Genomic DNA, 13,435 nt, shown 5'->3' with positions numbered 1-13,435 from the left:
CCTTGCCCATAAACCCGTCCTCTCTCAGGCCGGTCTATAGCTTAACCCCCTGTCCAAAAAACCGGGGCCACCTCTGTTCCGGGGCCTGCTGTCGCGGCCCCGGCCGGGAAAGATCCTCAGGCGCCGATCGCCTCAGGCTCGGCCCGTGTTCTCTTCACCAGAAGCTTATTGAGCGCATGGACATAGGCGCGGACAGCGGAAACCACCGTATCCGCATCCGCTCCCTGGCCATCCACCAGCTTACCATCTTCTTCCAGACGCACGGATGTCCGGGCCTGGGCATCCGTACCTTCCGTCACAGCACCGACGGAATACAGCGCAAGCCGGGCCTCATGCGGGAAAGCAGACCGGATCGCGTTAAATTCCGCATCTACCGGCCCGTTCCCGTTCGCCGTCGATTCGACCAGCTCTCCGTCCACCTCGATCTCAAGTGTGGCTTCCGCCTGGCGCTTCGATCCGGCAGACACCTCAAGACTCAGGAACCGGATGCGCGCATGATCGCGCACCTCATCATCGACAAGAGCAATGATGTCCTCGTCGTAAACCACCTTCTTGCGGTCCGCGAGATCCTTGAAGCGTGAGAACGCCTCATTGAGCTGATTATCGCCCAGCGTGCCATAGCCCAGAGCCACCAGCTTATCGCGGAACGCTGCCCGGCCCGAATGCTTGCCCATCACCAGAGAGGATTTCGACCAGCCAACGCTCTCCGGCATCATGATTTCATACGTCGCCGCATTCTTGAGCACGCCATCCTGATGAATGCCGCTCTCATGGGCGAACGCATTACGTCCGACGATCGCCTTATTGGGCTGCACGTCAAAACCCGTCGTCGTCGCCAGCATACGCGACAGACGCAGAAGCTTCTCCGTCACGATCCGGTTTCTATAGGGAAACTGGTCATGACGGGTGCGGATCGCCATGACGATCTCTTCCAGCGCCGCATTTCCCGCACGCTCGCCGATTCCATTGATCGTACATTCGATCTGACGCGCACCGCCACGCAGTGAAGCAAGGGTGTTGGCCACGGCCAGACCGAGATCGTTGTGATTATGAGCCGAAAAAATCACCTCATCCGCACCCGGCACCCGTGTCCTGAGCATGGAGAAAATACGCTCCATGTCCTCAGGCGTGGCATAGCCCACCGTATCGGGGATATTGATCGTCGTCGCGCCCGCACGGATTGCCGCCTCAACACAGCGGCACAGAAAATCAGGCTCGGTCCGGGAGCCGTCCTCGGCGGACCATTCCACATCATCCGTATACTGCCGGGCCTTCCGGTTGCCCTCAGTGATGATTTCCAGAACCGTCTCCGGCTCCATCCGCAGCTTGTATTTCATGTGCAGCGGAGAGGTGGAGATGAAGTTGTGAATCCGACCGCGCTCTGCCGGGGCAATCGCCTCGCCCGCCGCCTGAATATCGTTTTTCCCGCCGGACCGCGCCAGAGCGCAGACCACCGAATCCCTGACAACCTTCGCAATCTCGTTAACCGATTCGAAGTCCCCCTTTGAGGCCACCGGGAATCCGGCCTCGATCACGTCGACACCAAGATCCGACAGGGACTCCGCCATCCGGAGCTTTTCCTCCAGATTCATGGAGAACCCGGGAGACTGCTCCCCGTCACGCAGCGTGGTGTCAAAGATGATGGTCCGGCTCTCGTCGATACGGCCGAAGGAAGGATGATCAAAGCTCATTTGGAATCCTGATTCTGAATCTGTCTGCTTCAGGCCCTGATCTTCCGTCAGACGGGATCAGAACACGCGATACTTCATTCCCCCTGGGCGCACCGGCATGCGGGCACCCGCATCCGGCCCTGATCGCTCAGGGGCGCGTAAGTCGAAGCGGAAGAAGTCGCAGATGGCCGCACGACACCGTGGCGCTCTTCAGCGCACTGCTCACAGTGAAGGGGCGAAACGAATCCATGCCGGGAGCGTATACAGTTCCGGAACGGAAATGCAACACAAAAGCCGCCTGCAGCCATGCCGATATTGCCTCAGGCAGGATATACGGTACCACGACACGCTTCCGGCACTGAAGCCGGACGCATTCAGCCCGGACAGGAGACAGAACAGATGAGCGGATTCCTCAATAAACTGAAGGACAAGGCGCTGAGCATGACCGGGATTGAGGATAAGGCCGCCGATGCCCTGAAGAATCTCCTTGCCTCCGAAATGGGACAGGCCGGCGTCGAACGTCTTATCCAGCAGTTCGATAAGGCAGGCCTCGGGGATAAAGCCCGCTCCTGGGTCGGACCCGGACCACGGCAGCCGCTCACGACGGAAGAAGTCCAGCGCGTCCTGACCAGCGATCAGGCAAAATTTCTCGCCAGCTGCACAGGTCTTCCTCTGGCCCCGCTCCTGCCCGTCATCGCAAAGCTCCTGCCGCTCGTCATTGCGAAAATGGCCACCAGGGGGGAGACAGGAGATCAGGCGATCGAAGAGGTCATGAACGAGATCAAAGGCCAGGATACCGCAGCCTCCTGATTCCCTGACCCGCAGGACCTGCCTTAAGCAGCAGCCCTGCACTCAATCCGCCGACCACACTGAGGAGCCTCCCATGCTTGAAGTCAGACCTTTCGCTTCCCTCGGAACAGCAGATCACGGCTGGCTCAGAGCCCGCTTCCATTTCTCGTTTTCGGGATATCAGAATCCGGAGCGGGTGCACTGGGGGGCGCTCCGTGTGTGGAATGACGATACAATCGCAGCCGGAGGCGGATTTCCCCCACACCCTCATCAGGATATGGAAATCATAACCTATGTCCGCAGCGGGGCCATCACGCATGAGGACAGCCTTGGTAATAAAGGACGGACGGAAGCCGGAGACGTGCAGGTCATGTCAGTCGGAGCCGGTGTGGTTCACAGCGAATTCAACCATGAAGATGTCACGACAACACTGTTCCAGATATGGATACTTCCTTCCGAACGTGGTCACAGACCGTCCTGGGGTACACGCCGTTTCCCGAAGAAAGACCGCTCAGGCCATTTCGTGATCTTCGCATCTGGCAGACCGGAAGATACCGAGGCACTGAAAATCGGTGCACATGCACGCGTGGCCGGAGTATCTCTGAAAAAAGGAGAGGATGTCGTCTGGACAACCGATGCTGAAAAATATCTCTATCTCGTGCCTGCAACAGGAAAGATTACGATCAACGGAGTTTCTGCCTCAGCCCGGGACGGTGTCGCCATAACTGACGAAACCAAGCTTCATATCGTCGCTGAAGAAGATACAGATCTTGTGCTGGTCGAAAGTGAAGCAATCTGATGAGATTTCATCGTCTGCTCGCATGTTTTTTCATAACAGCCGTTCATCTGACGTCAGTGAACACAGGGGCGGCTCAGACGAGGGCAGGGGAGGTGGAGTTCGGCCGGCTGACATGGACTGAAATCCGTACAGCCATCGGGAACGGACAGACGACAATCATCATACCGATAGGCGGCACGGAGCAGAGCGGTCCGTATATTGCCGTCGGAAAACACAACATCCGGGCAGCATTTCTTGCGGATCAGATTGCCCGGCAGCTTGGAAATGCTCTTGTCGCACCCGTTATCGCCTATGTGCCTGAGGGCGGAACATCTCCCCGCACATCCCATATGCGCTTCCCCGGAACCATTACGATTCCACCGGACGTCTTCGTGGATATGCTGCGCTCCGCGGCAGAGAGTTTCCGCGTTCAGGGATTCCGAATCGTTATTTTTCTCGGGGACCACGGCGGATATCAGAAATATCTGATCAAAGTCTCCGCTGATCTGAATGCATCATGGAAGGGCACCGGAGCCCGGACAGGTGTCGCACACAATTACTACACTGTCGTAGCAGGAGCCTACGCAGACGCACTTCGGGAAAAGGGCTTTGGTAAAGATGTCGGTCTGCACGCCGAACTGAGTGACACATCCCTGATGCTGGCAACAGATCCGTCCATGGTCCGCAGCGAAGCACTCCACGGGGCACCTCGTCCCGGCCCCGCTGATGGCGTCTATGGCGGAGATCCGAGACGGGCGACAGCCGCGCTGGGAGAGACCGGTATCAGGATGCAGATATCAGTCGCATTACAGGAAATAAGAAAAATTCAGGAAGAACGATAGTTTTTCTCAGGCCCGTAATGATCCAGAAGTGAATCCGGCAACAGCATAACCGTAACACTCTCGGTCCAGACCAGACAGCATTTCACCTGCCTGCCTGGCCAGAGCTGCCGCAGAAGCGCACGATACGCAGCCATCTGCCGCAGATAGGCAACCGGCGTTTTTGAAACATCCTCCGGTGGCCTGCGATTTGTCTTGAAATCACAAATATGCACCTCTCCGGGCAGAACACATATCCTGTCCGCCTGGCCGATAATCACCTGTCCACCAGCCACACCGGTCAGACGCTGTTCAGCTCTGCTGTGCGGTCCAAAAAGATCCGCCAGTTCAGGCAGATCCATCACACCGATCACACGCGCTGCCAGCCTTGCCGCCTCCGTTTCAGACAAAGCATGGCCCGGCCTCTGAAGCCAGTCATATGCGATGTGCGTCCGGTTCCGGACAGGACATTCCGGAAGATATTGTAAAAGCGCATGAACCAGAGTACCGCGCCGGAAAGCAGCTTCACGTGCAGCAGTTGGGGATATATGCACGATATCGAGAGGAGAACGCACAACCGGAAGAGGCCCCATCAGAAGGTCATCCGGACGACTGGGAGAAAGCGGCCGCGCAATGGCAGGTTCAGGCGGAAGAGGAACAGCATGTCCCTGTCTGATCCAGTCAGGCATAGCCGCCATGGAAGAACCCGATTCTTCTTTATTTAGATCCTTTCCTGATTTTTCAGGAAATATCTCATATATAAGCCGCTCTCCCTCCCATCCTCCGGAAAAATCCTCTCTGCGGCATTCAAGCAGCTCAAATCCGTTTCTGATTTTTGCGTACCAGCTTTCATCAGAAACAGATTTTTTCTTTCTATCCCATCCGCAAATCAGAAGATGATCAGCCGCTCGCGTCAGAGCCACATAAAGCAGACGATTATACTCCTCCATATCTGATTTTTTCTTCTTTTCCTGAAGTTTTCTGACAACAGAAACAGCCATATCCTTGCGAAGACAGATCAGAGGCAGGGTAAGACCGGATACTTTCTCTCTGGTCCAGAAAATCATATCATCTTCATTCTGACTGTTATCTCCCGGAATTCCAACGGTATCAGGAAGAATGACAAATCTCGACTGAAGCCCTTTCGAGGAATGAGCCGTCATAATCCGCACTGCATTTCCTGCGGTTTCGGCTACACGTTTTACTACTGCGTCTGAATTTCTGAGCCAGAAAGCAAATCCCTGAAGAGAGGGAATATTCGCCTCCTCATAGAGCAGCGCGGCCGAAAGCAGCTCATCAACAGGCTCGGCCGCTTCAGGGCCGAGACGAGCCAGAAGACGTGCACGTCCGCCAAACTCACCTAATGCAGCACAAAGAATAAGATGCGGAGAAGCGTAATCAACACGCGCAAACAGACCGCTCAGCATCCGCCAGGCAGAACGCCACTCTGTCCGCTCCGCATGTCTCTCTCTCAATACACTCCATAAAGGCCGGCCATTACGGTCCATGGCCAGATGCATAAGGCTCTCATCTGACACCCCCCCGAGAGGAGATGTCAGAACACAGGCAAGAGTAAGGTCATCCTGGGGAAGGAGCAGAGCATCGCAAAGTGTCATCAGATCCCTGACAGCAATCTGTTCAGCCAAGGATGTCGTGACCAGACTGGAAACCGGAATCTGCTGTTTCTTAAGAGCTCTTACCAGAGAAGATACAAATGCCGAGCGGCGTCTGACAAGAATAAGAAAATCCTGAGGAGTAAATGGTTTTTCTCCCTCGTCAGGAACCCGAAGGATAAGATGCCTGATGTGGAGAGCAAGTGCATCGGCCAGCTTCTGATCCGCTGTTCTCCGAGTGATATTCGATTCCGGAATACTCCAGGGATCAGGAGCCTCCTCTTCTCCTGCCGGAGCCAGAGGCCATATTTCCACGCTTCCGCCCTGTCCCGAACGCGCACTGACGTGTTGCGGGGCGGAAACATGATCCTCAGCTATACCCGCCTGAGCCGCCGGAAGAGAAAAAACCGCATCCACCAGACTGAGAACCGGCTGCGTCGACCGGAAAGAGACCGTAAGCTCCGGCTCTCTCCACTCCCATTGAGCATCTTCTACTCTCTTTTTAAAAATTTTCTTCCATTCATGAAAACCCTCCGGATCAGCACCCTGAAACCCGAAAATAGACTGCTTATAATCTCCGACAGCAAAAACTGTTCTCGGTCCTGAAGCCAGATCTGCCGCTCCCTCACCACTGAAAAACTCCGAGGTCAGAGCACCTGCAATTTTCCACTGCTCCCGGGAAGTATCCTGAACTTCGTCCAGGAGAAGATGATCTATTCCTCCATCCAGCTTATACAAAACCCATTCCGCACCCGGATTGCGAAGGAGCCTGAGCGTCAGGTTGATCAGATCATCATATTCCATTTCTCCCTTCTGATTTTTTTTTCTGGAAAAACGAGAAAGAATTCCGGATGCCGCGGTCAGGAACGAAAAAGTCAGACGTGCAAGTTCCTGAGCCTTACGCACCTCCAGAGCCGCACAGATACGCAAAGCCTCTTCATGAAGCCTTATAAAAATATCCTCTCTCGTTTTTGTAATATTCCCTTTTATACCTGAATTACTTTTCGGCTCATTTTTTTTTTTCAGAAACAGTGTAACCCATTCGCTATATCTTTCCGCTCGATTTTTCTCCGGAAGAGAAAGCCAGTTCAGCATGGACTGAGCAACTTTCCTTGCTCCGTCAGCTCCTTCCTCCAGAATCTCCAGAAGGCAGGACCTGAGGCTGTCCTCTCCCCGGACAGAACAGATCATTCTGACCGGATCATCATCCGGAGAAACGTCCAGACAAAGGAAAAGATTTTTCCTTACAAGCTCAGGATCAGAAATGATCCGTTTTACGATTTCATGAGATTTTAAATGAAATCTGAATTTGGAAACAAATTTCAGAAATTCCGATATATTTCTTCGAAACGCGATATCGGAGAGAATATCCTCAGCAAGGTCTGGAAGGCTGCTTTCTGCTGCCTCATGAAGAAACAGACCCGCATTTGCTTCCTCCATCAGCTTAAAATGAGGATTTATTGAAGCCTCAAGTGGAAATCGTCGCAGAAGAGACTGACAGAACGCATGTATCGTTCCAATTCGCATTCCTCCCGGGAGATCCAGAATTCTGGCGAACAAAGCGCGCGATATATTTCGTGTCTCCGGATTAACCGGCACAGACAGCTTTGAAAGCTCTTTATCCAGAGAAGTATCTGAAAGCGTCACCCACGATCCGAGAGTCCTCTGAAGCCTCAGGGACATTTCCGATGCCGCAGCTTTCGTAAATGTAAGACAGAGTATGCGTTCAGGCGATACGCCTTCGATTATTGCCCCGTCAGAAGTAAATCGTGGCAGCATGAGACGCAGGAGACGATCTATCAGAAGTTTGGTCTTCCCGCTGCCCGCAGAGGCCGACACAAAAACCGAAGCAACGGGATCAGACGCAAATACCTGAATTTTGTTCGCAAAGTCATTTGTATGATCAGCAGAGTTCATTCTCTTCAGTCCTCTCCTCCGGAGTTTCCCGAACTCCATTCCGGAACGCGCGCCAGGAGTGCATAATCCGCAAATCTCGGCTCTCGTCCCGGATGCGGCACAGAGAGATAAACACTCGCCGGATGATCATATATCGCCAGAATACGAATGATTTTCTCCCATATTTCTTCAGATATCTCATCAGGAGAAACATTATCACCTGTAGCGGAGGAAACACGCTCGCTTCTCGGATCTCCCGTAAGACTCCAGTATAGCATCTCCGATATTGTGACTTCATCTTTCACGGAGGAAACTCCCGAAAACCCTCCTCTCCTGATCATAGCCGCTTCCAGAGGCATCTGCGGGTTCCAGCCTGTCCTTACATTCTCCTGCGAAGGCACGGAGCCTGTTTTGTAATCATGAAGGATAAAAGAGCCATCCCGGGAAATATCCACACGATCAGCACGCCCTCTGAGATGAAAATCTCCGGCCGGAAGATGCGGGATAAGAACATTTCCACGAACCTCGCTGTAAACAGCCACCGGCACTCCTTTCTCCCGCCTGCGTTCGACCTCAGTTCCGGCGACGAAAGACGCTATTTCCATCATACGCGGTCGCCAGAACGCTGCCAGTGCAGGTCTGAGACCCGCATCATTCAGCACTTTCGTCAGAACACCGGAAAGGCTGGACCGTGCATCTGCCGGAAGAGAGTTTCCGTATTCGGAAAACCATCTCTCAAGAGAATTATGAACTATATTTCCAAAGTCAGATGCATCAGCATCTTCAGAAATATCCTGCAGACGCCGCAGACCAAGAACATATTTCGCATATATGGCGTAAGGATCTTTCAGAAGCACCTCAATATCCGTAATATTGAGTGACCTTGGTCGTTTTCTGACAGGCGGCCTGGCTTGCGGCGGAGAGACCGGCACGGGGGCCCGGTCGCCCGCGTCAATCTGCCTTATCCAGTCCGTTACAGGGTGCTCCTGCAGAACCTGGCCCCTGCCCTTGAGAAATGCCTCCATCCTTACAAGCCATCGGGCGGGAATTGCCGGAGCATTTTCTCTCCGTGCCGGACAGGAAAGAATAACTTCCGGCGCCGCACAGAACATGGACGTAAAATCATGAGCAGCCTGTCCCGTGGCACGCTCAGGTGATGGCAGACCGGCATTTTTTCTCATAGGCCTGCTGAGCCACGGCCCCGGATCTGCAGCCTCTGGCCAGACACCCTCTGAAAGCCCCCCGAGAATCAGAACATCTGAGTTCTGAAGACGTGATTCCGTAAGACCCCATATGGAAACACGCGGGTGGAGCGCATGAAGCGTCTCGCCAGGCAGTGCTCTGGGCACCGCAACACGCTGCTCAGACAGAACGGCCGTAAGAAGCCCGTCAAGAACCGCAACCGGCTGATCCGGCAGGATATCAGTCGTCACAAGCAGCTCAGACATAACCTGCGCCAGTGCCTCCCCGTCCTCCCCGCGCCACAGGCGCTCAGCACCGCTTTCCTCATCCGTGGTACATATATTTTCCGCTGTCTCCAGAAGGGCTCTGAGAAGATCTGAAACCGGAACAGTCTTTCCGCAGCAACTGAAGAGCGGTTCAAGGCATTTCTCCAGCCGGTCAAGAAAATCATCCACGGGAGTTGCTCTCCATGGAAGATCGGCTGAAAAACTCTCGTCTTTTTCTTCCGTTTTACCCAGACGCAGGGCTTTCTGCTCAAGCTTCTTCAGCCTGTGTCTGCGCAGACCATCAATTCCCGGCGGAGGAGCAGGACCACGCAGAATCTCGCGCTCTGCAAGGCGGGCTGACGCGCGGCAGTTTCCCGGAGATAGTCCGCAGGCTGTCAGAGGATGTTTCAGAAGGGAAAGCAGCGTTACCGGCTCTGTGCCATTATCGGCATTCTGTGCCAGAAGGCGCAGCAGCACCGCAGCCGGAGCACGCGTCAGAGGAATACCGGCGCTGTCATTCGCGGCAATATCCCAGCGCGCAAGTTCTGCTGCCACCCGCGCTGCCAGACCACGATCAGGCGTCACCAGAGCCACACGCTTTCCCGGAGTCTGCAGCACCCCGCGTATGGCCATCGCAATCGATGCAGCCTCTTCCTGCTGATCCTGAGCAGAAATTTTCCATATTCCATCGATCTCTGCCTTACCGGGCCTGTCTGCCCAGTCAGACAGATCTCCGGCCGGAAGCATGACCCGGCTGATCAGATCCGCTCGGGAAGGCGGGACACTTCCCTGCCCCTCATCCCAGCGCTCGACATCCCCGCGACCGGCATCGAGATCAGCCAGAAGGCGCGACAGACCGGCCTGAGGATGGCTTTCGGGCAGTGAGGAAAAACTCTCGTCACTGAGCGAAAAATCTATCGCAGGACATATGATCTTCCCGTTCGGATGCTTCAGGACACCACGCAGGGCACTGACTGTCGCAGGCATCGCATCCGTAAATCCGACGGCCCACACAGGATCTTCATCCGGCACACCTGTCCCCGCCGTTTCCTGTGCCCGCAGAAGGGCAACCTGTCGCGCGACAGGGTTCACAAGCCCTTCCTCCTTCAGCCACTCCGGCCAGATCTCCGTGACAATCCTGAGAAATTTCAGCGTGACCTGCCAGTGCTGCGCAAGGTGATCCTCCACCACATCCGGCAGAACACGCGCAAGATCTACCCCAGCCCATTCCGCCTCATCCATCAGGGACGCCAGTTCCCCCGCCAACGGCCAGGCCTGATCCAGTGTCTGCCGCGTCCCGAAACTCTCACCGACCTGCAGCACCAGACGTGTCAGGACAGCCTGACGCCGGAGCGGCGATACGGCAGGAGGAAGAGACAGGGCACCCGGATTGCGCAGAGCCGTCACGGCCTCATCCAGGGCCGTAATGGCTCTGATATCCGGAAGCAGCGTGGCCCGCCCGTCGGTATGCCGCAAAAAGGCCTCACTCAGCGCCGCAGCCGCCCTGCGTCCTGGGAGAATCAGCGTTCCTGAACCAATTTTTTCCGGATCATTCTGAACCCTGTCACACCAGCGCTGTGCAACGACATCCAGAAAAGGCAGATGCGCCGCAACGGTTACAATACCGGGTGTCCTCATGATCAGAGCCGCCCCTCCCAGCCCGCAAGAACCGCCTCACGCGGGCAGTCCTCCTCACCATCCTCTCCGGTTGCGATCACACCCGATACAGGCCGGAGGATAATTCTCAGCGCCTCCGGGGGAAGCAGACTGCCAAGCCTGTCCGGCCATTCCGCAAGAACGATACCGGCACGCGCCTCATCCCAGCCGATCTCCTCCAGCGCTTCCTCACCATCCAGCCGCCACAGATCGAAATGCGCGATATCTCCGTCGGGAAATTCATAGACCTGTACAAGCGTAAATGTCGGACTGGGAACATCCAGCGCCGGATCCTGGGCCCGCGCCCGCACGAACGCCCTGGCAAACGTGCTTTTCCCGGCCCCGAGAGGACCTTCCAGAAGGATCACGTCACCCGGGCGGGCCAGCAGGGCCAGGCGACAGGCCAGAGCCCGTGTTGCGGCACGATCGGCAAGGTATTCTGTTCTGGTCATGCCCGGCAGCGTAGCATAAAGCAGGAAAAGAAAAGCCCGTCCCGTTCCGTATTTCCCGTCCGGGACGGAACCCGCAGGGAAAATAAACCGGAGACCTTGTCTTGAAGAAAATCGTCGTTCTCGGAGCCTTCGGTTTCCTCGGACGGATCATCTGCGGACGGATCATCTCAGGACTGTCGGAAGGTCATGACATAGACCTCGTCATGACCGGCCGGAGCGGACAGTCCGTCATCAGTCACCCCCGCGTCACGTCACTGCGCGGAGACGTCACACGATGGACCGGAGACGATTTCCGCCAGGCCCTGTCCGGGGCGACACATATCATCAACTGCATCGGCGTTCTTGAAGGCACGGCGGCACAGGATGATGCCGCCTGCAACGCCCTGTGGCTCGAAACCATGACCCGGGCTCTCCCCGAAAGCCTGGAAGGTCTGATCCACGTATCGGCCCTGGGCGTTCCGGATGATGACACGGCCCCCGCAAACGACCTCCCCTATTTCAGCTCCCGCGTCCTGGCCGAACGGATCGTCACATCCGCCTGCAGCGGCCGGATTCCGTTCCGTATCCTCAGACCCTCTTTTATCTATGCCGCCTCCTGCTACGGCGGCAGTGAATCCCTGCGCTTCCTTGCCGGATCGGCAGGTCTCATCGCTCTTCCAGACGGAGGATCGACACGTTTTGCACCCGTCTGTGCCGACGATGTGGCCGAAATCACCTGGCGATGCCTGACTGATCGTGAGGCCCCGCAGGGCGTGATCGAAATCGCCGGTCCGGATGTCATGACAACCCGCGACATCGTCCTCATGTGGCGCAGATGGCTGGGTCTTCGCGAAGGAAAAATCATCTCCGTTCCCTGGCACCTGTCTCTTGCTCTGGGCTATGCCGGACGGATCTTTCCCCTGTGGAACATGTCACCCGTCATGGTCCGCCTGATGCGGGAGGACTACACAGCCCGACACTCCCCGGGAGGAGTCTGCCAGACCGTCGCAGGCGTCAGGCTTCGCTCCATGCAGGACTTCCTCGCGGCACACCCGGCAGGACATCCGGAACGCTGGCACGCCCGGGTGGGATATCTCCGCCCTTTCCTTGCCCTGTCGGTCGCCGCACTCTGGTTCGGCTCCGGAGCCGCAGGGCTGATGTCCGGAAGGGAAGGGGAGAAGGAACTGGACGGACTGGTCCCCGGAAAAGGCATGAAATGTGCAGCCGTAAAGGGATTCTCCCTCATGGATCTGATGTTCGGCAGCCTCATTCTGTCCGGGCGCCGCTCCTGGTCGTGGCAGTTTCTGGCCGTCTCGGGCTACACGCTCCTCCTCGGAATTGCGAAACCCTCCCTGTGGAAAGGTCTCTACGGCCCGCTGCTGAAAAACCTGCCGATCCTCGGCCTCCTGGCCGTTCTGCGGCAGACGGAAGGCCGCCGTGGCTGATCTCCTGCACCTCATCCTCCCGCTGCACATCTTCTGCGCCGTCTGCTATGGCGGAATCCTCTGCGGATGCGGCATCCAGATACTCCTGATGCTAAGGGCAGGGACCGAGGCAGGCGGTCGCGATCTGACCCCGGTGGCCGCCATGCTCTGCCTGGGATTCCCGTTCGGTGCCGGGACCCTGGCATCAGGAATTCGCCTCGCCGGAGGATTGCAGATCGGCTGGTCGGAACAGTGGATGACCCGGGCCGCCTTCTCCCTTGCAGCCTCCCTGGCCCTGGCCTCCCTCGCAGCCGCAGCATCGCTGATCTTCGCCCTCAGACACAGGTCCTTGATCGCAGGACTTGCCGCCGCCGCCGGATTTGCCGGCGCATGGGGTCTATGGATCGTCGCCCTTGTCTCCATGCTGACGAAAGCCGCCTGATGCCGGATCTGCTGCTTCTGTGCCACATCCTCAGCGCCAGCGTACTGTTCGCCTCCGGCCTGGTCACGGCGCTCGTTCTCGTGCTGACGGTGTATGACGGGAATATCCCGCTTATCGCCCGGGCCTCCGACAGGGTGGTGCGGGCTGACTGGATCCTCACGCTGCCCTCGGGCATTACCCAGTTCATCACCGGCCTTTGGCTCGCCTGGAGAATGGATGCCCTGACCGCGGGATGGGTTGCACTTTCCGTCCTGCTCTACGGCCTTGCCGGGCTGTGCTGGCTCCCGGTGGTCCGCTACCAGATCCGCATGGCCGGACTGGCCCGGCAGGCCGCCGCGCAGAACGGCACGCTGCCGTCCGAATTCATGCGGCTGTACCGGAAGTGGTTCCTCCTGGGCTGGCCCGCCTTCATCGCTCTTATCATCGTTTTCTGGCTGATGGCGGCCCGCCCGATACTCTGAAAAATCCGG

At 56.7% G+C, this 13,435-nt stretch carries 10 protein-coding genes; 6 read left to right on the top strand and 4 right to left on the bottom strand.

The annotated features are described in order from the left end of the window. Nucleotides 1-116: 116 nt before the first annotated feature. Nucleotides 117-1,691, bottom strand: a complete 1,575-nt coding sequence (locus tag LOC54_RS05155; protein WP_279312769.1) for a 2-isopropylmalate synthase — start codon at nt 1,689-1,691, stop codon at nt 117-119. Nucleotides 1,692-2,069: 378 nt separating this feature from the next. Between LOC54_RS05155 and LOC54_RS05150 the strand changes: the two genes are divergently transcribed. From LOC54_RS05150 to LOC54_RS05140, 3 genes are all read left to right on the top strand, one after another. Next, nucleotides 2,070-2,480 carry a YidB family protein gene (locus LOC54_RS05150; protein ID WP_279312768.1) on the top strand — a complete coding sequence of 137 codons (411 nt, stop codon included), beginning with the start codon at nt 2,070-2,072 and terminating at the stop codon, nt 2,478-2,480. A 73-nt stretch (nt 2,481-2,553) separates the two neighbouring features. Then, nucleotides 2,554-3,258 (top strand): pirin-like bicupin family protein, encoded by a 705-nt coding sequence (locus tag LOC54_RS05145; RefSeq protein WP_279312767.1) that lies wholly within the window; start codon nt 2,554-2,556, stop codon nt 3,256-3,258. Further along, entirely contained in the window at nt 3,258-4,079 is an 822-nt protein-coding gene (locus tag LOC54_RS05140) for a creatininase family protein (protein ID WP_279312766.1), read from the top strand. Before LOC54_RS05145 ends, LOC54_RS05140 begins: the two co-directional genes overlap by 1 nt. On the opposite strand, the gene addA is transcribed toward LOC54_RS05140, so the two are convergent. Genes addA through tsaE form a run of 3 tightly spaced genes read right to left on the bottom strand, consistent with a single transcriptional unit; the run spans nt 4,064 to nt 11,120 of the window. Next, nucleotides 4,064-7,585 (bottom strand): double-strand break repair helicase AddA, encoded by a 3,522-nt coding sequence (addA, locus tag LOC54_RS05135; protein WP_279312765.1) that lies wholly within the window; start codon nt 7,583-7,585, stop codon nt 4,064-4,066. The genes LOC54_RS05140 and addA overlap by 16 nt on opposite strands. A 5-nt stretch (nt 7,586-7,590) precedes the next feature. Beyond that, complete coding sequence (gene addB / locus LOC54_RS05130) at nt 7,591-10,650, bottom strand: double-strand break repair protein AddB (RefSeq protein WP_279312764.1); 3,060 nt, start codon at nt 10,648-10,650, stop codon at nt 7,591-7,593. A gap of 2 nt (nt 10,651-10,652) precedes the next feature. Then, complete coding sequence (gene tsaE, locus LOC54_RS05125) at nt 10,653-11,120, bottom strand: tRNA (adenosine(37)-N6)-threonylcarbamoyltransferase complex ATPase subunit type 1 TsaE (protein WP_279312763.1); 468 nt, start codon at nt 11,118-11,120, stop codon at nt 10,653-10,655. A 101-nt stretch (nt 11,121-11,221) separates the two neighbouring features. On the opposite strand from tsaE, the gene LOC54_RS05120 reads away from it, so the two are divergent. The 3 genes from LOC54_RS05120 to LOC54_RS05110 are packed head-to-tail and all read left to right on the top strand — an operon-like array spanning nt 11,222 to nt 13,426. Then, on the top strand, nt 11,222-12,544 hold the full coding sequence (locus LOC54_RS05120) for an SDR family oxidoreductase (RefSeq protein WP_279312762.1): 1,323 nt from the start codon (nt 11,222-11,224) through the stop codon (nt 12,542-12,544). Then, entirely contained in the window at nt 12,537-12,965 is a 429-nt protein-coding gene (locus LOC54_RS05115; protein ID WP_279312761.1) for a hypothetical protein, read from the top strand. The genes LOC54_RS05120 and LOC54_RS05115 overlap by 8 nt, the downstream gene beginning before the upstream one ends. Continuing rightward, entirely contained in the window at nt 12,923-13,426 is a 504-nt protein-coding gene (locus tag LOC54_RS05110) for a DUF2269 domain-containing protein (protein ID WP_279312760.1), read from the top strand. Before LOC54_RS05115 ends, LOC54_RS05110 begins: the two co-directional genes overlap by 43 nt. The last annotated feature ends 9 nt before the right edge of the window (nt 13,427-13,435 follow it).

Source organism: Acetobacter sp. AN02 (assembly GCF_029759835.1).
Lineage (GTDB): Bacteria > Pseudomonadota > Alphaproteobacteria > Acetobacterales > Acetobacteraceae > Acetobacter.
Note: the sequence above shows the minus strand (reverse complement) of the source record. Positions and strands in the feature narration are given on the sequence as shown.

What these genes read in the sequence shown, in the direction of transcription:
- addA (WP_279312765.1), bottom strand. Translation starts at nt 7,585, where the DNA reads ATGAACTCTGCTGATCATACAAATGACTTTGCGAACAAAATTCAGGTA.
- tsaE (WP_279312763.1), bottom strand. Translation starts at nt 11,120, where the DNA reads ATGACCAGAACAGAATACCTTGCCGATCGTGCCGCAACACGGGCTCTG.
- LOC54_RS05140 (WP_279312766.1), top strand. Translation starts at nt 3,258, where the DNA reads ATGAGATTTCATCGTCTGCTCGCATGTTTTTTCATAACAGCCGTTCAT.
- LOC54_RS05145 (WP_279312767.1), top strand. Translation starts at nt 2,554, where the DNA reads ATGCTTGAAGTCAGACCTTTCGCTTCCCTCGGAACAGCAGATCACGGC.
- addB (WP_279312764.1), bottom strand. Translation starts at nt 10,650, where the DNA reads ATGAGGACACCCGGTATTGTAACCGTTGCGGCGCATCTGCCTTTTCTG.
- LOC54_RS05110 (WP_279312760.1), top strand. Translation starts at nt 12,923, where the DNA reads ATGGATCGTCGCCCTTGTCTCCATGCTGACGAAAGCCGCCTGATGCCG.
- LOC54_RS05150 (WP_279312768.1), top strand. Translation starts at nt 2,070, where the DNA reads ATGAGCGGATTCCTCAATAAACTGAAGGACAAGGCGCTGAGCATGACC.
- LOC54_RS05155 (WP_279312769.1), bottom strand. Translation starts at nt 1,691, where the DNA reads ATGAGCTTTGATCATCCTTCCTTCGGCCGTATCGACGAGAGCCGGACC.